Consider the following 17479-nt stretch of genomic DNA (forward strand, 5'->3'; position numbering starts at 1 on the left):
ACCCCAGTCCAGCAAGGGGAATTGACCGGATGCAGCTATCCGACTACCGCGCAGCGATCTTCGATCTGGATGGAACCCTCGTCCTGTCCGAACCCGCCTGGGAAGAGGCCAAGCGCCGTGTTCTGGCCCGGCTGGGCATCGACATCCCGCAATCCGTCTATGACGCCTTTGTCGGACGCGGTCTGCGTGGCTTTCTGACCGCGGTCATGGGCCCCGACCTGACGGACAGCCACCGTTCCAACCTTGCACAGCAGATCGGTGCCGAGGCTGACATCCTTCTGCCGCTGATGCGGCAGCCTGTACCGGGTGCCGCCAAGGCCGTGCAGCGGCTTGTCGCTGCGGGTTTGACGGTTGCGGTCTGTTCGTCCTCTCCCCGACGGCACATCATCGCGGCGCTGGATCAGCTGGGCCTGTCCGCAAGCATACCGGTCATGGTCTCGGGCGCCGACCTGCCGCGCGGCAAGCCCGACCCGTTGCCCTATATTGAAACCTTGCGGCAACTGAACCTTGGTCCCGACGCAGCTTTTGCCGTGGAAGACGCGCTTCCCGGTGCCATATCTGCCCATGCCGCAGGTCTGACAGTCATCGGAATCGGTCCGGAAAGCCTCAAACCTGCATTCGCAGAAATTTGCAGATTTCAGGTCCCTGGCTACAGTGAATTCGATCGGCTCTTCAGGGATGGCTAACTTGCCCGGCACAGCGCGGCGGCCTGCCAAGAATGTCCGGACGCTCACCCTCCAGCCCGGTCAGAGGGGGGCCTGAAAATCAAGAAACCTTGCAACCCATTCCGGTCGCAAGGTTTTCTGTGATGGTAGTGGTGCCGCTGAAGGGACTCGAACCCCCGACCCCATCATTACGAATGACGTGCTCTACCAGCTGAGCTACAGCGGCGTCCTTATCTGGCGGCTCTTAGCACCGCCAAAACGCGGTGTGTAGCCCTAATTTGCGCGACGCGCGATGTCGTCCAGGCGAAGCTGCTCACCCGTGGCGTCAGCGTCGGTCGCGTCTTCAGGCTCGGGCTCGGGCTGCGGCGGTTCGGGGCGGGCTTCCATCAGCGGCAAAAGCTCTGCCAGACCGGGCGGCGCGTCCGAAGAGACGGGGGGTTCGCGCCATGTCAGCGTATCAAAGCTGCCGCAGTTGTCACAGATCGGGTGCCATGCCGCATGGATCGCCTGACACTTGTCGCAGCACCATTGCGGCCCGCGCGGCGCGGCGATGGCCTGCGCGACCAGCCCGCGCACGACGGTATCATCGGCCCCTTCGCCCCGCGCAATCGCTGCCAGAATGGCCAGCGACCGCTGGGTCGGGTGCTGTGTCGCCACATCGCCCAAGGCGCGCCGGGCGGCGGGAAACTCTTCGGCCGCGACCAGCAGTTCGGCCTGCAGCATCTTGGTTTCTTCGCTGTCGGTGCGCAGCGAGGTCAGGGTCTTGAACCGTTTCAACCGCTCTGCCGGGGTTTCCTCGGGCTCAATCTCGGCAAAGGCGGCGGCAAGGTCGGGGTGGGGCATCACATCCCACGCCTTTTTCAGCACGCGCGTCGCGTGCTTCTTGTCGCCCTTGGCCACATAGCCCCGCGCTGCCATTGCCGCCGCCGGGATCAGGTCCGGCGACATCCGGTTCGCCTCGATGGCTGCTTCGCGGGCTTCGATGCTGGCGTTGTCGTCGAACACCGTCTGGGCCTGCTGCAGGGCCAGCACCGCATCACGGCGGCGATAGACATCCTTCGGCAGGCTTCCCGTCTTCAGCTTCGCGCCCAGCGTGGCCCGCGCACCGGACCAGTCACCCGCATCCGATTGCAGCTTGAGCAGAAGATCCTGCGTTTCTGCATGCTTGGGCCGCAGTTGGAACGCCTTCTCCGCCAGTTTCAGGGCGGTCTCGCGGTCCCCCTCGGCCAGCTTTTGCTGCAACAGTCCGCGCACGCCGACAAAGCGGGTCTTCTCATCCGACAAGAGCAGCTTGTAGGCATCGGTCGCGCGCTTGCGGTCGCCCGCCGCCTCGGCCGCTTGCGCCACCAGCAGCGTCGTCAGTTCCGGCTTGCCCAGCAGCCGCTCCGCCGTCTGTGCCCTGGTCAGCGCCAGCCGCGCCTCACCCGAAGCCAGCGCCATCATCCCCTCGGACAGCGCGCGATAGCCCTTGCGCTCCCGGTTCCGGTCAAAATAGCGCGAGATCGCCGTCTCATCGCCATTCAGAAAGCGCACGGTCGCGCCAAGAAGACCCAGCACCTTCAGCAACAGCCACACCGCGACGAACAGCACGACGCCCAGCACCACCGCCTGCATCGGGCCGATCGTGAACTCCCACCCGGCGACAAGGATGCGCATCGCACCACCGGTTTCGGTCAGCATGCCCGCGCCCAACGCCAGCGCGGCGATGATCACAACAAACAGGACAATCTTTGTCAGCGACCACAGCATCAAGATGCCTCCGCCAGCGCCGCATCCACCGCCACCCGGACCCGGGCATTGGCCACCCACCCGTCCAGCGGCACGCGCACGGCCGGGTCCAGCGCCTCAAGCTCGGTCAGGGCGTCGGCCAGCCGATCCTCACTCAAGGCGAACTCCGCACGCGACAGGATGGCATCGGGGTCATCCCCCTCGCGCGGGGTCAGCGACCGCGCCCCGGTCTGCGCGCCAAGGAAATCCACCAGCCGTGCGCCCCAGCTCGCCTCGGAGTCATTGGCCCGCGCCACCTGCAGCGCCGCCCGCGCCGCCTCCGGGAAGTCCGCTTGCAGCTGCGCCAGCGACACCACGCCCGCCACATGCGGCGCCAAAGCCGCCTGCAGGTCAGTATCGGCCACCGCTGCAAGCTCGGCCTCGAACGCCCCACCGGTTGCCACCGCCGCCGCCAAGACCTCCAGCGCCCGGGCCTGTGCCGCCGCTTCGGCCAAGGCCGCCGCTTCGGCTGCCCGCGCCTCCGCCTCGGCCTCCACCTCGGCCAACCGGGCGAGCGCTGCATCCACCTCAGCCGTCGCAGCCCCACCTTCGGGAAGGGCCGCCAACCGCTGCTCCAGCTCGGCCAGCTTCGCCTCTACTTCGGCGGTCAAGGCACCTTCGCCCACCGGCCGCGCCTCAAGCGCCGCCAACCGCTGGTCCAGATCCCCCACATTCGCGACCGGCGCCGCCTCCAGCGTGGCAACACGCCCGGCCAACCCGTCAATTCCCTGCTGCAGCCCGGCTTGGCCCGCCTCCAACGCCGCAACCGCCGCATCCAGCCGCTCACCCAAGGCTGCGATCTCGGTCGACTGGTCGGGTGCCGCCAGCCCAAACACGTTGAAATGCGCCAGCCCGAACCCCGCCGCAGCCGCCAGCGCCCCACCCAGCAAAGGCCCCAGCACGCCAGAGCGGCGCGCAGGCCTGTCAACCACCTCAGGCGGCGGCAAGAACGACGCCTGCGGGATCGGCGGCTCGTGCACTGGCGTCTCGGGCGCCGGAATCTCCGGCACCTGAGTCTCTGGCACACCCTCGACAACCGCGTCGGCTGGGGGCAGGTCAGACCCGGTCACCGCCTCGGCTGAGGCGTCAGGTGTTGCGTCCTTGCGTCTGGTCATGGGTTCGGCCCTTTCGCTTTCGGCCTCCTTCCACCTAAGCACTCGCAGCCGGTGGGTTCAAGGCGCGCGGCGCATTTCCGCAAACCGTCGGACCGCCTCCAGCATCGCTTCGGCGTCTGGCCGCCGGGCCACGACAAGTGCCTCATGCGGCATGCCTTCTGCCGCCTCGGCGACGGCGTCGCTCATCGCCACCAGCCGCAGGGTCGCCCGCATCCCGGCAGGCAGCGCCTGACGCAACAAGACAGCACTTCTGGGTGAGAAAAGGGGGACGATCACCCCGCCATCCGTCGACAGCAACTCCGCCGCCTCAGGCGACAACGCCTGCGGTTCCTGACGGTAAACGACCGCCGAAAACGTCTCTATGCCTGCGGAATTCAACTGCTCCGCCACCTCGCCCCGCACCTCTTCGCCACGCAGATGCAAAAGCCGGCCATCCGGGGGGTCGGCCAGAACCGCCGCCACCAGCGCCGCCGCATCGCCTTCGGCAGACACCGCCTGAAACCCTGCCGCACTGGCCCGCGCTGCCGTCTGGCCGCCCACGCACCAGGCGCGCTTTGGCAGGTCCAGCCCGGCCACCGCCTTGACTGCAGTGGCCGAGGTGAAGATCACCGCCGCAAAGGGCCCATCCGGCAGATCGGGCGTCAGGAAAACCGGTGCCATCAACGGCGCAATGACCGGGCGCACCAAGGCACCCAACCGCGCCTCCAGCGCCGCCGCGAAAGACCGTGACTGTGCCGCAGGCCGCGTCAGCAGCACCGGGATCGCGGTTCGGGTGGATTGTCTCGCCATGCCCATGGTGTTACCTGCCGGGCATCCTTCACGCAACGGCGGCCATGGACCGGACCCTTACCCTTCTCGGCATTGAAAGCAGTTGCGACGATACCGCAGCGGCGGTCGTACGCCTGACACCGGGTCTGCCGCCTGAGATCCTGTCGTCGCAGGTGCTGGCCCAGACCAACCTGCACGCAGCCTTTGGCGGGGTCGTGCCGGAGATTGCCGCCCGAGCCCATGCCGAACGGCTGGACTCGGTGGTCGAAGAGGCGCTGACCGTGGCTGGCGTTGGGCTGGACGCGCTTGACGGCATCGCGGTGACGGCAGGCCCGGGCCTGATCGGCGGCGTTCTTTCGGGTGTCATGCTGGCGCGTGGCCTTGCTGCCGCGCGCGGCCTGCCGCTGATGGCGGTCAACCATCTTGCCGGGCACGCCCTGACGCCCCGACTGACCGATGAGATAGCCTTTCCCTATCTGATGCTGCTGGTATCCGGCGGGCATTGCCAGTTCCTGCTGGTGGAAGGCGTTGACCGTTTCCGCCGCCTTGGCGGCACGATCGATGACGCCCCCGGTGAGGCGTTTGACAAAACCGCCAAGCTCTTGGGCCTACCCCAACCCGGCGGCCCGGCGGTCGAGGGCGAAGCGATGCTGGGCGACCCCAAGCGCTTTGCCTTCCCACGGCCTCTGCTCGACCGTGAAGGTTGTGACATGTCCTTTTCCGGACTGAAAACTGCGTTGCTGCGGGCCAGGGACAGCCTGATTGTCGCGCATGGCGGGCTGACCGTGCAGGACCGCCGCGACCTCTGCGCCGGGTTTCAGGCCGCCGTGGCCGAGGTTCTGGCCATCAAGACCGACCGCGCGCTGGCCTTGTCGGGTCCTGTGACAGCCCTTGCCGTCGCGGGCGGTGTTGCAGCAAACAAGCCCATTCGGGCCATGTTAGAGACTGTTTCCACCCGTCACGGCACCCCCTTCCTCGCACCGCCCCTGCGTCTGTGCACGGACAACGCCGCCATGATCGCCTGGGCGGGGATCGAGCGGATAAGGGTCGGCATCCTCCCGTCGTCAGACTTCGCTGCCCGGCCCCGCTGGCCGCTGGATGACACCGCTCCCGCCCTTCTGGGGTCTGGCAAGAAGGGGGCCAAGGCATGATCGGCATCATCGGGGCTGGCGCTTTCGGCACGGCCTTGGCCGTGGCCTTGGGCACTGGCGGTCGGCAAGTCCGCCTCTGGGCCCGGGACGCGGCACAAGTGCAGGCCATGCAGGAAAGCCGCCGCAACGATGGGGTTTTGCCCGGGGTGCTCCTGCCAGAAAACGTCTCTATTCACGCCGAAATCGCTGATGTTTGCGGCGGGCAGGCCCTCCTTCTGGCAGTGCCAATGCAAAGCCTTGGTGCGCTTTTGGACCAATGGCCACAGATCGACGCGCGCCAGCCACTGGTGGCCTGCTGCAAGGGCGTTGACCTTTCCAGCCTGCGCGGCCCGGTGGCCCTGATCGAGGAACGGCGGGCAGGGGCCACGGCTGCGATCCTGACCGGCCCAAGTTTCGCCGCCGACATCGCCAAGGGTCTGCCAACCGCGCTGACGCTGGCGACCACGGGGGATGGGGCTGCGTTGCAGGACCTCCTCTCGACCCAGACCCTGCGCCTGTACCGGACCAATGACGTCCGGGGCGCGGAACTGGGCGGGGCGCTGAAGAATGTCATCGCCATCGCCGCCGGAACGGTGATCGGCGCCGGGCTTGGCGACAGCGCGCGTGCCGCGCTCATGACCCGCGGCTATGCCGAGATGGTCCGGCTGGCCGAAGCCCTTGGCGCAAGGGCCGAGACGCTGGCAGGTCTCTCCGGCTTTGGCGATCTGGTGCTGACCTGCACCTCGTCGCAGTCGCGCAACTTCCGGTTCGGCCATGCGCTTGGTCGCGGTGAGGCGTTTGACGCGACCATCACCGTCGAAGGAGTTGCCACCGCCCGCGCGGTGATGCGGTTGGCCGAGGGGATGGGGGTCGACATGCCGGTGACGGCGATGGTGGATGCCCTTGCCTCTGGCCGGATCGCGCTGAATGATGCCATCGGCCAGCTGATGCGGCGGCCTCTCAAACAGGAATGACCATGCGCTTTGCCCTGATCTGCCTCGACAAACCCAACGCCCTGCAAACCCGCGTCGAAAACCGCGCCGCCCATCTGGAGCATATCCAGACCACTGGCGTCGTCGAACAGGCCGGCCCCTTCATCGACGCGGCGGGCCAGATGTGTGGCAGCCTGATCGTGCTGGGCGTCGCCACCCGCGCGGAGGCGGAGGCTTGGGCCGAGGCCGATCCTTACGCGAAGGCGGGGCTGTTCTCCTCGGTCATGATCCAGGAATGGAAGCGGGTGGTCGGATGAGCTACTGGCTGTTCAAGTCTGAACCGGATGTCTGGGGCTGGGACCATCAGGTCGCCAAGGGCGATGAGGGTGAGGAGTGGCACGGGGTCCGCAACTATCAGGCCCGCAACAACATGCGGGCGATGAGGGTGGGGGATCTGGGCTTCTTCTATCATTCCAACATCGGCAAGGAAGTCGTCGGGATCGTCGAGGTCTGCCGCGAAAGCAGCCCCGATTCCACCACGGACGACCCCCGTTGGGACTGCGTCTGGATCAAGGCGGTCAGGCCGTTCAAGCGGGCAGTCAGCCTTGAGGAGTGCAAGGTTCAGCCGGGGCTGGAGGGCATGGTTCTGGTGAACAACACCCGGCTTTCGGTGCAGCCCGTATCCCCCGAGGAATGGGAGATCGTCTGCCGCATGGGGGGCGTGGAGCCCTGACTGTCCCGGGCAGGGACAGGCCCTCGGGTCAACAAGATCAATCGCTTGGACGTTGGCGTTAACCGTTTGGCAAGACTTGCGCCGGACGTCGCGGGAAACCCCCTATCCTGAAGGCCTGGATTGCGGCACCCTTTGTCAAAACGACAAGGGGGACGCAGATGGAGTTCTTGAATGTGATCGTGGCGGCGCTGGCCGCCTTTGGCTTTGGCGCGGTCTGGTACATTGCGATGTCCAGGCCATGGATGGCGGCCTCGGGCGTGACGGAGGCCGAGCAGAAGGCAAGCGGGCCGACGCCTTTTGTCGTCGGGCTGGCGGCAATGGTGCTGGTCGCCGGGATGATGCGGCACCTGCTGGCCACGTCGGGGGTGACGACGGTCGGCGGCGGGGCAGTCGCGGGGCTGGGGGTCGGGGCGTTTCTGGTCATGCCGTGGGTCGCGATGAACTATGCCTTCGCGCTGCGCAAACCGTCTTTGACGGTGATTGACGGGGTGAACGCCGTCGTCGGCTGCACGATCATGGGCGCGGTCTTGAACGCGTTCTGAAGCTGGGCGTATCGACCGCTGATGTGGGCTCAGCCGGGCTTAAGCCCGGCCTGCATGCGCTGACAGCCATCAGTTGAAATCTGATTTGTGGATGTGAGACCTGAAGCGCAGCAGCAGGGTCAGAAACTGGCGGTGCGCGAGAAAATGGCATGAGGGGCCCTGTACCCCTACAGGACCCCTCATCCAACCCACGCGCACACCCCAAGCACCGCGTGATCTTCCAAAGAGTCCCGGGCGTACTGCCCCGACCGGACAGTGATGCCCGGATTGCCCTGCTGCGGCAAGGCGCGAGTGTCTTGGTTTTGGTTCAAATGCCGACGGTCGGGCCAAGGTCGCCCCCACCCCTCCATAGAGGGAGGAGGGAGGCGCTTGTCGCCGCGGCTGCGCCCTACTTGTAAGCGGCTTCGCGGCCGAAATGCTTGACGAGCAAATAATAAAACACTGCGCGGAACTTGTTGCGTTCGGACTTGCCATAGGTGTCGACGGCGGCGTGGATGCCTTCCATCAGGGTCGGCCCATCCTTGAGGCCAAGCTTCTTGATCAGGAAATTGGTTTTGATCCGCGCCAGTTCTTCGGGGTCAGAAGCCGCGACAGTCTGGGCATCGTTGTCATAGATCGACGGGCCGCAGCCGATGGTTACCTTGGTCAGGAGCGCCATGTCTGGCGTAACCTTGCATTTGGATTTCAGGTCTTCGGCGTATTTGGCGATAAGTTCGTCCCGCTTGCCCATTCTGCGTCTCTCCCTTGGACTGGTAAATTAAAGTTGAATGCCCCGAACCGTAGTCGCCCCGACCCCTTTGGGGAAGCAGAAATTCGTTTGTAGATCGTCATTGTTGCGATGGCCAAAACAGTTTGATGCGGCCCACCAAGGCCTTGAACCAGAGCGGGGCAGTCCCATCTAGGAGTCTGGAAACGCCAACCTTCACGCCATTTCTGACGGGAGATTGACACGATGCAAATTACGCTGCCGAAGAGTACTGCACCGACACCCAGCCTTCCCGAAGCCCCCGTGATTGAAGCCCCCGCAATCGGCGATGCCATCAGGCAGCGGCGCCGGTCAGACGGTGTGCTGTCAGGCGCCGAGATCGCATACTGCCGTTCGCATCTGATCGCGCTGGCCTATGATCCGGTTCAGATCGGTTGGGTCGTTGCCGGTTGTGATGATGACATTGATGAAGACGTGTCTGAAAAGGCGAAGCTGGCATTCAAGCCGCGCAGCCTTGCGCCGACCTATCGCTTTCGCCCGTGGTCCCAGACCGACTTGCCGGTGTATCGCGCCTTGCTGGACGATCCGGCGGTCTGGGCGATGATGTACGAACCCTATCCCGACCCGCTTGATGACGATCTGGCGCGGCAGCTGATCGACCTGTCGAACAGTGACCACCACGAGGTGCTGGCGGTTCTGCGCGATGGCGAGATTGTCGGTCAGGTGCGGATGCTGTTTGACGCAGGCTCCAGCGCCGAGTTCAGCTACTGGTTCGGGCGGGCGCATTGGGGCAAGGGGCTTGGCTCGGCCATCCTTGCCATTCACAGCGGGCGCACCTTCGTGCAGCACCCTGACCTGACGTCGATTTTCGCTGTCGTTCACCCGGACAATGCCGCCTCGCGGCGGGCCTTGCAGAAGGCGGGCTATGTCGAGGAGGGGCCGGACAGCCGACGCCCCGGCTGGATCAGCTATCGGCTGACCCGAGCCAGGGCAGAGGCGATCAATAGCGGTAGTGATCCGACTTGAACGGGCCTTCGGGCTTCACGCCGATGTAGTCGGCCTGTTCCTTGCGAAGCTCGGTCAGCTTGACGCCGATCTTCTTGAGGTGCAGGCGGGCCACCTTTTCATCCAGCGCCTTGGGCAGGATATAGACGCCGGGGGCGTAGTCCTGGCCTTTGGTCCAAAGCTCGATCTGCGCGAGGACTTGGTTGGTAAAGCTGGCCGACATCACGAAGGACGGATGGCCGGTGGCGTTGCCAAGGTTCAGCAGGCGGCCTTCGGACAGAAGGATGATCCGGTTGCCCGAGGGCATTTCGATCATGTCCACCTGATCCTTGATGTTGGTCCACTTGTGGTTCTTCAGCGCGGCGACCTGAATTTCGTTGTCGAAGTGGCCGATGTTGCCGACGATGGCCATATCCTTCATCTCGCGCAGATGCTCGATCCGGATGACGTCGCGGTTGCCGGTGGTGGTGATGAAGATGTCGGCGCTGTTCACGACGTCTTCCAGCAGCACGACCTCAAACCCGTCCATCGCGGCCTGCAGGGCGCAGATCGGGTCAACTTCGGTGACCTTCACCCGTGCACCCGCGCCTTGCAGCGAGGCGGCGGAGCCCTTGCCCACGTCGCCGTAGCCGCAGACGACGGCGACCTTGCCGGCCATCATCGTATCGGTCGCGCGGCGGATGCCGTCAACCAGCGATTCCTTGCAGCCGTATTTGTTGTCGAACTTCGATTTGGTGACCGAGTCGTTGACGTTGATCGCCGGGAAGGGCAGCTGGCCCTTCTTGTGCAGGTCATAGAGGCGGTGGACGCCGGTGGTGGTTTCTTCGGACACGCCCTTGATCGCGGCGCGGGTCTTGGTGAAGAAGCCGGGGGTTTCCTTCATCCGCTTGGCGATCTGCAGTTTGATGACTTCCTCTTCCTCGGACTGCGGGACGGGGATGATATCCTCACCCGCTTCGGCGCGGGCGCCGAGGAGGACGTAGAGCGTGGCGTCACCACCGTCGTCGAGGATCATGTTCGCGCCTTCGGGGAACATGAAGGACCGGTCGAGGTAATCCCAGTGTTCGGTCAGGGTCTGGCCCTTGATCGCGAAGACCGGGGTGCCACCGGCGGCGATGGCGGCGGCGGCGTGGTCCTGGGTCGAGAAGATGTTGCAGGACGCCCAGCGCACATCAGCGCCAAGGGCGGTCAGCGTTTCGATCAGGACGGCGGTCTGGATCGTCATGTGGAGGCTGCCGACGATGCGCGCGCCTTTCAGGGGCTGCGACGCGCCGAATTCCTCGCGGCAGGCCATGAGGCCGGGCATTTCGGTTTCGGCGATGGTAAGTTCCTTGCGGCCAAATTCGGCGAGAGCGATGTCCTTGACGATATAATCCATACAGTCCTGCTTTAAGTGTTCTGCCTGCGCAGTGCCGCAAGCCGGTTTCATGTCTGGATGGGGCCATATCAAATAGAGTCGGGCCTGACAACGCGACAGAGGGGCGCTGGTTCGGCGCGCTTGCCAAATGGCGGCGGGTGTGGAGAGTGCGGTCATCTGGACAGGGCAGGGCAATGGCGGGACGGGCGTGGCAGAGGATGCTTTCGGGGCGCAGGCTGGACCTGCTGGACCCGACCCCGATGGACATCGAGGTGGAGGACATCGCCCATGGCCTTGCCTTTGTCGCGCGGTGGAACGGGCAGACCCGGGGCGACTGGCCCTATTCGGTGGCGGAACATTCGCTGCTGGTCGAAGAAATCTTTGCGCGCGCCAGCCCCGGCATCGCGGCGCGCTGGCGGTTGGCGGCCCTGCTGCATGACGCGCCGGAATATGTGATCGGTGACATGATCAGCCCGGTGAAGGCGGCGGTCGGCCCCGGCTACGGCGCGCTGGATGAACGGCTTTCGGCGGCCATCCACCTGCGGTTCGGGCTGCCGGCGGTGCTGCCAGCGCCGATCAAGAAGGCGATCAAGGCTGCGGACAAGATCAGCGCCTGGCTGGAAGCGGTGCGGATCGCAGGATTTCGGGAGGGGGAGGCCGACAAGCTGTTCGGCAAGCCTGCGCCCGGCGTTGCGCAAGGGCTGGAAATCAGGCTTCGTCCGCCCGCAGAGGTGCGGGCGGACTATGTCGCGCGTGTGCACGCGCTGTTGGCTGACTGCGGCTGAGCGGTAGAACAGCCCACCTTAGCGCCCAAGGTTCCGCAGCCGGTCTGACAGGCGGAGCCCTTCGTTTTCCCGAAACTCGTTCTGGGTGGGCCGCTGCGGCCGAGCGCGGTTTTCTTCGCCCGAAATCTGGCCAAAGCGGGTAGCAAGCAAGAGGGCGTCTGCAAAGATGTTCAACATTTTCTTTCTCCATTCATCCAAGAACATGCTGTCTTTTCGCATGAAAAAGCGCATTCTGCGATTCAGAAAGCCTGCTAACATGTAAGTCCAGCTATCATATGACGATCGATTGGCGCAGCCTGCCTTCGCTTACCGCCTTGCGCGCCTTTGCGGCGACGGCGGAACTGCGCAGCTTTTCCCAAGCGGCGCGCGCGCTGAGCGTGACCCATGCGGCGGTGGCCCAACAGGTGCGGGGGCTGGAAGATCACTTTGGCAAGTCGCTGGTGCAGCGCGACGGGCGCGGGGTCAGCCTGACCGCGGATGGAGAACAATTGGCGCAAGCGCTGGGTGAGGGGTTCCTGACATTGCAGCGCGGGGTGGAGGCCTTGCGCGCCGGGGAAGTGGATCAACCCGTCCGGGTGACGCTGACTGCCGGGTTCGCCGCGCAATGGCTGATGCCCAGACTGCGCGACTTCTGGGAAAAGTACCCAGACATCGGTCTGTCGCTGCACCCTGACAACCGGGTCGTCGATCTGCATCGTGAACGGATGGACCTGGCGATCCGCTATGGCGATGGCGACTGGCCCGGAGTGGAGGCGACTTACCTTGCCTCGGCCCGATTGGTGATTGCGGGGGCGCCGTCATTGATTGGCGGCAAGGAAACGCTCTCCGTGGAAGAGATGATCGAGATGGATTGGATCCTGTCGCGCAACTGGCCGGAGCAAGACAATTATCTTCGACATCTTGGGATTGATCCGGCCAATCTGAGCGCAACCGATTTCCCGGGTGAGGAATTGGCAATTGCCGGTGCGCGGCAAGGATTGGGTCTGGTTGTGGAAAGCATGGCGCTGATCGAGGCCGATGTCACCGAGGGCCGTCTGCGCGTGGTGCACGAAAGCGAGGACAAGCTTCCTGCCTATTTTGTGGTGACCTTGCCCGGGCCACAGCGTGCCGCCGCCCGGGCTTTTCTGAAATGGCTGCGGTCGCAGGCCTGACCGGCTTTAGATCGCCATGTCGTCCGGCTTTTTGCCCTTGGCAAGCGCCTCGCTGAACCAGCGCGGCTTGCGACCACGGCCAGACCAGGTATCGGCCTTGTTGGCCGGGTTGGCGTATTTCGCCGTCGACGGCGTGCGCTTGCGCATGGGCGCAGCCCCGGTCAGTTCAGCCAGCGAAAAACCCATGGCGCGGGCCTTTTCTTCAAGCTCTACAAGGGCTTCACGTTTGCGGCGGTCTTCAAAACCCGCAATTGCTTTTGCCACCTGCGATTGAAGGTCTTTCAGCTCCTTCAACGAAAGAGCATTCAGGTCGATGTTCAAAGTGCTGTCCCCTGTGTATTATTGTGACCGTTTATTAGGCCCATAATACGGGTATTGCAACAATCCCAATTCACTTTGGACTGCGCTTAGCAAGAATTCGCTGGAGCGTTCGGCGATGCATGGAAAGCCGACGTGCCGTTTCCGAAACATTGCGGTCGCACATCTCGTAAACCCGCTGGATATGTTCCCAACGGACGCGGTCGGCCGACATAGGGTTTTCGGGCGGCAGAGGCAGGGATTCCCCCCGCGCCAGCAGGGCGTTGGTCACGTCATTCGCATCGGCCGGTTTCGACAGGTAGTCGACCGCGCCGATCTTGACCGCAGCCACAGCGGTTGCAATCGCGCCATAGCCGGTCAGGACAACAATCCGGCAATCGGGGCGCTTTTCGCGCAGGGCTTCGATCACCTCAAGGCCGTTGCCGTCTTCAAGCCGCAGGTCGACCACGGCATAGGCTGGCGGATGGGCCAAGGCCTTGGCCCGGCCTTCGGCGACGCTTTGGGCGGTATCGGGCTGAAAGCCGCGCTTTTCCATTGCCTTGGCAAGGCGTTTTACAAAGGGTTCGTCATCATCGACCAGCAAGAGCGAGCGGTCCGCCCCAAGGTCTGCGCCAAGTTCTTCAGCCATCGGTCTTTCCTTCCTTCCGGGCGCCGGGGATGCCGCCCTGCCTATCTGGCGGCGGCGCTGGCCTCGATAAAGCAGGCCACCCCGTCAGCCATGAGGTCAGAAGTAACGTCGCGGCGGAAGAAATCCACAAAACCGACGCCGGGCAACATCAAATAGGTGAATGTGGAATGGTCGACGAGGTAAAACTCGTCATCCGACTCTTGCCGTTTGTAAAAGGTCTTGTAGGCCTGTGAGGCGGTTTTGACCTGTTCCGGCGACCCGGTCAGGGCAATCAGCTTGGGGTGCATGTTTTCGGCGTAGTCGCCCAGGGCTTCGGGGGTGTCACGCTCGGGGTCGATGGAGATGAAGACGGGAGTCACGTCAAAGCCGCGGTCTTCGAGGATGTCCACCGTCTCGACATTGCGGGCCATGTCGAAGGGGCAGACATCGGGGCAGAAGGTGTAGCCGAAATAGACCAGAGACGGCTTGGTCAGGACATCGGCGTCGGTCACCGTTTCGCCCGCGGTGTTGACCAGGGTGAAGGGCCCGCCAATATCGCCCCCGGCAATCTGGCCCTGACGGCATTGGGCAAAGGCGTCATCAGAGCGGCTCATGAGCACATATACGGCAGAGCCCCCCAACAAGGCGGCAACGGCAGCCGCGGCAACGCTTGCGTAAAGTCTGGTCATAAGAGCCCCCTGCTGGTCGATCCCGCCGCATTGATCCCAGAAGCCGGCGGCCTTAACAATGGCAAACGCCTTGCAGGAAAGATCCGGTCACAGAATGGTTACGGCGGGCATCATGCTTCCGGTCGAGGAGGCGAGCAGCAACTGGATCCGCCTGCGCACCCTGATTCATCTGCGCTGGACGGCGATTGGCGGGCAGCTTGCGGCCATCGTGGCGGTGGATCAGGTCTATGGCATGCAGCTGCCGCTGGTGCTGTGCTACATGGCGGTGGCGGCGTCGGTGCTGGCCAATCTGTTTTCGATCACCCTGTTCCCGGAAAACAAACGGCTGAGCGAGGGTGAGGCGTTTTTCACCCTGCTGTTCGATCTGGCGCAACTGTCGTTTCTGGTGTTCCTGACGGGTGGATTGACCAACCCTTTTGCGCTGCTGGTGCTGGCACCTGTCACCATATCGGCCAGCGCGCTTCGGTTGCAGTCGACCCTGCTTTTGGGCGGGATCGCGATTGTGCTGATCTCGATCTCGGCGTTCTGGAACATGCCGTTGCGCTTTGCCGATGGGCGCGAGCTGGTGATCCCGATGCTGTTCGAGTTCGGCTTCTGGCTGTCGATTGTCATCGGCATCATGTTCCTTGGGCTTTATTCGCGCCGGGTGTCGACCGAAATGCGGTCAATGGCGCAGGCGTTGCTGGCCACGCAGATGGCGCTGGCGCGGGAACAGAAGCTGACCGATCTGGGCGGCGTGGTGGCGGCGGCGGCGCATGAGCTGGGCACGCCTTTGGCCACGATCAAGCTGGTCAGCGCCGAGCTGATGGAGGAGCTGGCGGATCGGCCTGACCTTCTGGAAGACGCGCGGCTGATCCGCGAACAGGCCGACCGGTGCCGCGACATCCTGCGGGACATGGGCCGGGTGGGCAAGGATGACCTGCACTTGCGGCAGGCCCCCTTGAGCGCCGCCCTGCGTGAGGCGGCGGAGCCACATATGCATCGTGGCAAGCGGGTGGAATTCGGCTTTGGCCCGATGGATGGCAGCCCGGACCGCCAGCCGACCATCCTGCGGCGCCCGGAAATCATTCATGGGCTGCGCAATCTGGTGCAGAACGCGGTGGATTTCGCCCGCACCACGGTCTGGGTCGAGGGCGAATGGACGGATCGCACCATCACCGTGCGGATCATCGACGATGGCGACGGATTCCCCCCGAACGTCATTGGCCGGATCGGTGACCCTTTCGTGCGCTTTCGCCGGGCCGACCCGCAGGCTGAACAGCGCCCTGGCTATGAAGGCATGGGACTGGGCCTGTTCATCGCCAAGACGCTGCTGGAACGGTCTGGTGCCGAACTGACCTTTGCCAACGCGACCGATCCCTTTCTGCCGCCCGAAGACCGCCCGGAACGCTCTGGCGCGGTGGTCGAGGCCGTCTGGGCCATGGCCGACCTTGCCGTCGCGCCCGGCGGGGCGCTGGGCGAGAATCGCAAGATCGAAGGCTGAGGTGGCAGCCCAAATGCCTCTATCGGCAGGCTCAACCTGCTTAACCTGCCGTTAATGCATTTTCGATAGGTTCAAGGCATTGCAATTTGTGGTGCCCTGTCATGCTTGCAGACTCGATGGCGGCCTTGGGATTGGTGCTGAGTGCCACATGCGTGGCGCTGGCCTGTCTGGTCCTGCTGGCCGGCTGGCAGATGCGGGCTGTGCCACGCAACGGCAGTCTGTTCGCCGCTGATCCGGCATCCACGGCGTTCCTGTTCGACGGGGACCGGCTGCTGGATGCCACCCCCGCCGCGCGGTCCCTGCTGCCCGAGGGGGAGGATGCCGTTGCCCGGCCCCGGATGCTGTCGCGGCTTGGGCCGATGTTTCCCGGGCTGTCGCAGGCCTTGGCAAGCCTGCCGCAAACGGGGCTGGTCATCCTTGCTTCGGCCCCCGGTGTCGTGCCGCCCGTGCTGCTGCGGGGCGAATATCTGACGGGGCTGACCCGCCTTGCGATGATCGACAGCGCCGCCGAACAGCGCCACGGCGCGGGCGACAGTGCCGCGATGGCCGCCCTGCAGCACGAACTGGCGGCGCAAAGGGCCGTTCTGACGGGCGCGCCCGTCCTGATGTGGCGGGAGGATATGGGGGGAACGGTCATCTGGGCCAACCACGCCTATCTGATCCGCGCGGCGGAACTGCTGCCATCCGGCGAAGACCTGTCCTGGCCGTTGCCGGTGCTGTTTGCCGATGCTGGGGCGGCGCCGGGTGGTCGCCGGTCGCTGCGGGTCAAGCTGCAGATGCAGGGCGGGGCCGAATGGTTCGACCTTGTGCGCGTCCCGCAAGGGGATGAGGTGCTGTGCTATGCGCTGGCTGCGAACCTGGCGGTGCAGGCGGAAACGGCCCTGCGGGATTTCATGCAGACGCTGACCAAGACCTTTGCCGACCTGCCGATTGGTCTGGCGATTTTTGACCGGTCGCGGGTGTTGCAGCTGTTCAATCCGGCGCTGGCCGACCTGACGGCCCTTGCGCCCGCCTTCCTGATCGCGCGCCCCACGCTGCCGGCGGTCCTGGATGCGATGCGGGCCAAGGCGATGATCCCCGAACCCAAGGACTATCGCAGCTGGCGCAAGCAGTTGACCAAGGTGGAGGAAGAGGCCTCGATGGGTCTGTTCGAGGAAACGTGGAGCTTGCCGGGTGGCCAGACCTACCGGGTGATCGGGCGGCCGCATCCGAACGGGGCGCTGGCCTTCATGTTCGAGGACATCAGCCACGAGATGACCCAGACCCGCCGCTATCGGGCGGACCTGGAGCTGGGGCAATCGGTGATCGACGCGGTGGAGGAGGGGGTGGCGGTGTTTTCGCAAGGCGGTCAGCTGGTGATGTCGAACATCGCCTATGCGCAGCTGTGGAACCACGATCCGGCCGTGCTTTTGTCGGATGCGGGGATCGGGACGTTGTGCCGCTGGTGGCGCGACCATTCCGCGCCAAGCCTGCTGTGGGACGATGCGACCGATTTCGTGACGACCTTGGGCGACCGCACCCCTTGGGACGGTGATGTGCGGCTGCTGGACGGGCGGCTGGTCACGTGCCGTTTCCGCCCGCTGACCGGGGGGGCAACGCTGATCACCTTTCGCGCGCGCGGGGCCGATGCGGATGGTGCGGCGCTGGAACCCGTGGCTGGTGCCTTGCGGCTGGCCTGATCGGGCAGGGTCTGCGGCCTTGCGGTTGTGCCGGGCGTGGCTAAGGT

Annotated in this window: 20 protein-coding genes and 1 tRNA gene; 11 read left to right on the forward strand and 10 right to left on the reverse strand. The window is 64.7% G+C overall.

Translation table 11 applies throughout. The features are described from left to right. The first annotated feature begins 29 nt into the window (after window positions 1-29). A complete protein-coding gene (locus EI545_RS11485; protein WP_125325604.1) occupies window positions 30-686 on the forward strand; it encodes an HAD family hydrolase in 657 nt (218 codons plus the stop codon). A 129-nt stretch (window positions 687-815) separates the two neighbouring features. On the opposite strand, the gene EI545_RS11490 is transcribed toward EI545_RS11485, so the two are convergent. The 4 genes from EI545_RS11490 to EI545_RS11505 all read right to left on the reverse strand — a co-directional run bounded on the left by EI545_RS11490 (window position 816) and on the right by EI545_RS11505 (window position 4336). Then, window positions 816-891: transfer RNA gene (locus EI545_RS11490), tRNA-Thr, on the reverse strand. Window positions 892-938: 47 nt separating this feature from the next. Next, window positions 939-2414 (reverse strand): heme biosynthesis protein HemY, encoded by a 1476-nt coding sequence (locus EI545_RS11495; RefSeq protein WP_125325605.1) that lies wholly within the window; start codon window positions 2412-2414, stop codon window positions 939-941. Beyond that, entirely contained in the window at window positions 2414-3547 is a 1134-nt protein-coding gene (locus EI545_RS11500; protein ID WP_125325606.1) for a COG4223 family protein, read from the reverse strand. The genes EI545_RS11495 and EI545_RS11500 overlap by 1 nt, the downstream gene beginning before the upstream one ends. A gap of 57 nt (window positions 3548-3604) precedes the next feature. After that, a complete protein-coding gene (locus EI545_RS11505) occupies window positions 3605-4336 on the reverse strand; it encodes a uroporphyrinogen-III synthase (RefSeq protein ID WP_125325607.1) in 732 nt (243 codons plus the stop codon). 44 nt (window positions 4337-4380) lie between these two features. On the opposite strand from EI545_RS11505, the gene tsaD reads away from it, so the two are divergent. From tsaD to EI545_RS11530, 5 genes are all read left to right on the forward strand, one after another. Then, window positions 4381-5466: a tRNA (adenosine(37)-N6)-threonylcarbamoyltransferase complex transferase subunit TsaD gene (gene tsaD / locus EI545_RS11510; RefSeq protein ID WP_125325608.1), complete on the forward strand. Its 1086-nt coding sequence runs from the start codon at window positions 4381-4383 to the stop codon at window positions 5464-5466. After that, window positions 5463-6419: an NAD(P)H-dependent glycerol-3-phosphate dehydrogenase gene (locus EI545_RS11515; protein ID WP_125325609.1), complete on the forward strand. Its 957-nt coding sequence runs from the start codon at window positions 5463-5465 to the stop codon at window positions 6417-6419. The genes tsaD and EI545_RS11515 overlap by 4 nt, the downstream gene beginning before the upstream one ends. Before the next feature lie 2 nt (window positions 6420-6421). Further along, window positions 6422-6694: a YciI family protein gene (locus tag EI545_RS11520; protein ID WP_125325610.1), complete on the forward strand. Its 273-nt coding sequence runs from the start codon at window positions 6422-6424 to the stop codon at window positions 6692-6694. Then, complete coding sequence (locus EI545_RS11525) at window positions 6691-7110, forward strand: EVE domain-containing protein (protein WP_125325611.1); 420 nt, start codon at window positions 6691-6693, stop codon at window positions 7108-7110. The genes EI545_RS11520 and EI545_RS11525 overlap by 4 nt, the downstream gene beginning before the upstream one ends. A gap of 158 nt (window positions 7111-7268) precedes the next feature. After that, window positions 7269-7652, forward strand: a complete 384-nt coding sequence (locus EI545_RS11530; protein ID WP_125325612.1) for a DUF1761 domain-containing protein — start codon at window positions 7269-7271, stop codon at window positions 7650-7652. A gap of 388 nt (window positions 7653-8040) precedes the next feature. Here EI545_RS11530 and EI545_RS11535 read toward each other — a convergent pair whose 3' ends face one another. Next, window positions 8041-8382, reverse strand: a complete 342-nt coding sequence (locus tag EI545_RS11535) for a DUF2853 family protein (protein WP_125325613.1) — start codon at window positions 8380-8382, stop codon at window positions 8041-8043. 222 nt (window positions 8383-8604) lie between these two features. On the opposite strand from EI545_RS11535, the gene EI545_RS11540 reads away from it, so the two are divergent. Continuing rightward, window positions 8605-9384 (forward strand): GNAT family N-acetyltransferase, encoded by a 780-nt coding sequence (locus tag EI545_RS11540; RefSeq protein WP_125325614.1) that lies wholly within the window; start codon window positions 8605-8607, stop codon window positions 9382-9384. Here EI545_RS11540 and ahcY read toward each other — a convergent pair. Then, window positions 9359-10741: an adenosylhomocysteinase gene (gene ahcY / locus EI545_RS11545; protein ID WP_125325615.1), complete on the reverse strand. Its 1383-nt coding sequence runs from the start codon at window positions 10739-10741 to the stop codon at window positions 9359-9361. The genes EI545_RS11540 and ahcY overlap by 26 nt on opposite strands. 173 nt (window positions 10742-10914) lie before the next feature. Here ahcY and EI545_RS11550 point away from each other — a divergent pair, with 173 nt between their 5' ends. After that, window positions 10915-11505, forward strand: a complete 591-nt coding sequence (locus tag EI545_RS11550) for an HD domain-containing protein (protein ID WP_125325616.1) — start codon at window positions 10915-10917, stop codon at window positions 11503-11505. Window positions 11506-11523: 18 nt separating this feature from the next. Here the strand turns inward: EI545_RS11550 and EI545_RS21355 are convergent, their stop codons facing one another. Further along, window positions 11524-11682: a hypothetical protein gene (locus EI545_RS21355; RefSeq protein WP_164517275.1), complete on the reverse strand. Its 159-nt coding sequence runs from the start codon at window positions 11680-11682 to the stop codon at window positions 11524-11526. A gap of 98 nt (window positions 11683-11780) precedes the next feature. On the opposite strand from EI545_RS21355, the gene EI545_RS11555 reads away from it, so the two are divergent. Continuing rightward, on the forward strand, window positions 11781-12656 hold the full coding sequence (locus EI545_RS11555; protein WP_125325617.1) for a LysR family transcriptional regulator: 876 nt from the start codon (window positions 11781-11783) through the stop codon (window positions 12654-12656). Window positions 12657-12662: 6 nt separating this feature from the next. Here the strand turns inward: EI545_RS11555 and EI545_RS11560 are convergent, their stop codons facing one another. The 3 genes from EI545_RS11560 to EI545_RS11570 form a co-directional block, all read right to left on the reverse strand. Further along, complete coding sequence (locus tag EI545_RS11560) at window positions 12663-12977, reverse strand: H-NS histone family protein (protein WP_125325618.1); 315 nt, start codon at window positions 12975-12977, stop codon at window positions 12663-12665. 70 nt (window positions 12978-13047) lie between these two features. Beyond that, on the reverse strand, window positions 13048-13602 hold the full coding sequence (locus tag EI545_RS11565; RefSeq protein WP_125325619.1) for an ActR/PrrA/RegA family redox response regulator transcription factor: 555 nt from the start codon (window positions 13600-13602) through the stop codon (window positions 13048-13050). Window positions 13603-13643: 41 nt separating this feature from the next. Then, complete coding sequence (locus EI545_RS11570; RefSeq protein WP_125325620.1) at window positions 13644-14270, reverse strand: SCO family protein; 627 nt, start codon at window positions 14268-14270, stop codon at window positions 13644-13646. Window positions 14271-14364: 94 nt separating this feature from the next. On the opposite strand from EI545_RS11570, the gene regB reads away from it, so the two are divergent. Continuing rightward, window positions 14365-15753: a sensor histidine kinase RegB gene (gene regB / locus EI545_RS11575; protein ID WP_125325621.1), complete on the forward strand. Its 1389-nt coding sequence runs from the start codon at window positions 14365-14367 to the stop codon at window positions 15751-15753. Window positions 15754-15854: 101 nt separating this feature from the next. After that, window positions 15855-17432, forward strand: a complete 1578-nt coding sequence (locus tag EI545_RS11580; protein WP_125325622.1) for a PAS-domain containing protein — start codon at window positions 15855-15857, stop codon at window positions 17430-17432. Window positions 17433-17479: the final 47 nt, after the last annotated feature.

It is taken from the genome of Tabrizicola piscis, assembly GCF_003940805.1.
Lineage (GTDB): Bacteria > Pseudomonadota > Alphaproteobacteria > Rhodobacterales > Rhodobacteraceae > Tabrizicola > Tabrizicola piscis.

Coding starts and splice junctions, on each gene's coding strand:
- EI545_RS11485 (WP_125325604.1), top strand. CDS start 30: ATGCAGCTATCCGACTACCGCGCAGCGATCTTCGATCTGGATGGAACC.
- EI545_RS11495 (WP_125325605.1), bottom strand. CDS start 2,414: ATGCTGTGGTCGCTGACAAAGATTGTCCTGTTTGTTGTGATCATCGCC.
- regB (WP_125325621.1), top strand. CDS start 14,365: ATGGTTACGGCGGGCATCATGCTTCCGGTCGAGGAGGCGAGCAGCAAC.
- EI545_RS21355 (WP_164517275.1), bottom strand. CDS start 11,682: ATGTTGAACATCTTTGCAGACGCCCTCTTGCTTGCTACCCGCTTTGGC.
- ahcY (WP_125325615.1), bottom strand. CDS start 10,741: ATGGATTATATCGTCAAGGACATCGCTCTCGCCGAATTTGGCCGCAAG.
- EI545_RS11515 (WP_125325609.1), top strand. CDS start 5,463: ATGATCGGCATCATCGGGGCTGGCGCTTTCGGCACGGCCTTGGCCGTG.
- EI545_RS11540 (WP_125325614.1), top strand. CDS start 8,605: ATGCAAATTACGCTGCCGAAGAGTACTGCACCGACACCCAGCCTTCCC.
- EI545_RS11530 (WP_125325612.1), top strand. CDS start 7,269: ATGGAGTTCTTGAATGTGATCGTGGCGGCGCTGGCCGCCTTTGGCTTT.
- EI545_RS11500 (WP_125325606.1), bottom strand. CDS start 3,547: ATGACCAGACGCAAGGACGCAACACCTGACGCCTCAGCCGAGGCGGTG.
- EI545_RS11525 (WP_125325611.1), top strand. CDS start 6,691: ATGAGCTACTGGCTGTTCAAGTCTGAACCGGATGTCTGGGGCTGGGAC.
- EI545_RS11580 (WP_125325622.1), top strand. CDS start 15,855: ATGCTTGCAGACTCGATGGCGGCCTTGGGATTGGTGCTGAGTGCCACA.
- EI545_RS11570 (WP_125325620.1), bottom strand. CDS start 14,270: ATGACCAGACTTTACGCAAGCGTTGCCGCGGCTGCCGTTGCCGCCTTG.
- EI545_RS11520 (WP_125325610.1), top strand. CDS start 6,422: ATGCGCTTTGCCCTGATCTGCCTCGACAAACCCAACGCCCTGCAAACC.
- EI545_RS11505 (WP_125325607.1), bottom strand. CDS start 4,336: ATGGCGAGACAATCCACCCGAACCGCGATCCCGGTGCTGCTGACGCGG.
- EI545_RS11555 (WP_125325617.1), top strand. CDS start 11,781: ATGACGATCGATTGGCGCAGCCTGCCTTCGCTTACCGCCTTGCGCGCC.
- EI545_RS11550 (WP_125325616.1), top strand. CDS start 10,915: ATGGCGGGACGGGCGTGGCAGAGGATGCTTTCGGGGCGCAGGCTGGAC.
- EI545_RS11535 (WP_125325613.1), bottom strand. CDS start 8,382: ATGGGCAAGCGGGACGAACTTATCGCCAAATACGCCGAAGACCTGAAA.
- EI545_RS11565 (WP_125325619.1), bottom strand. CDS start 13,602: ATGGCTGAAGAACTTGGCGCAGACCTTGGGGCGGACCGCTCGCTCTTG.
- tsaD (WP_125325608.1), top strand. CDS start 4,381: ATGGACCGGACCCTTACCCTTCTCGGCATTGAAAGCAGTTGCGACGAT.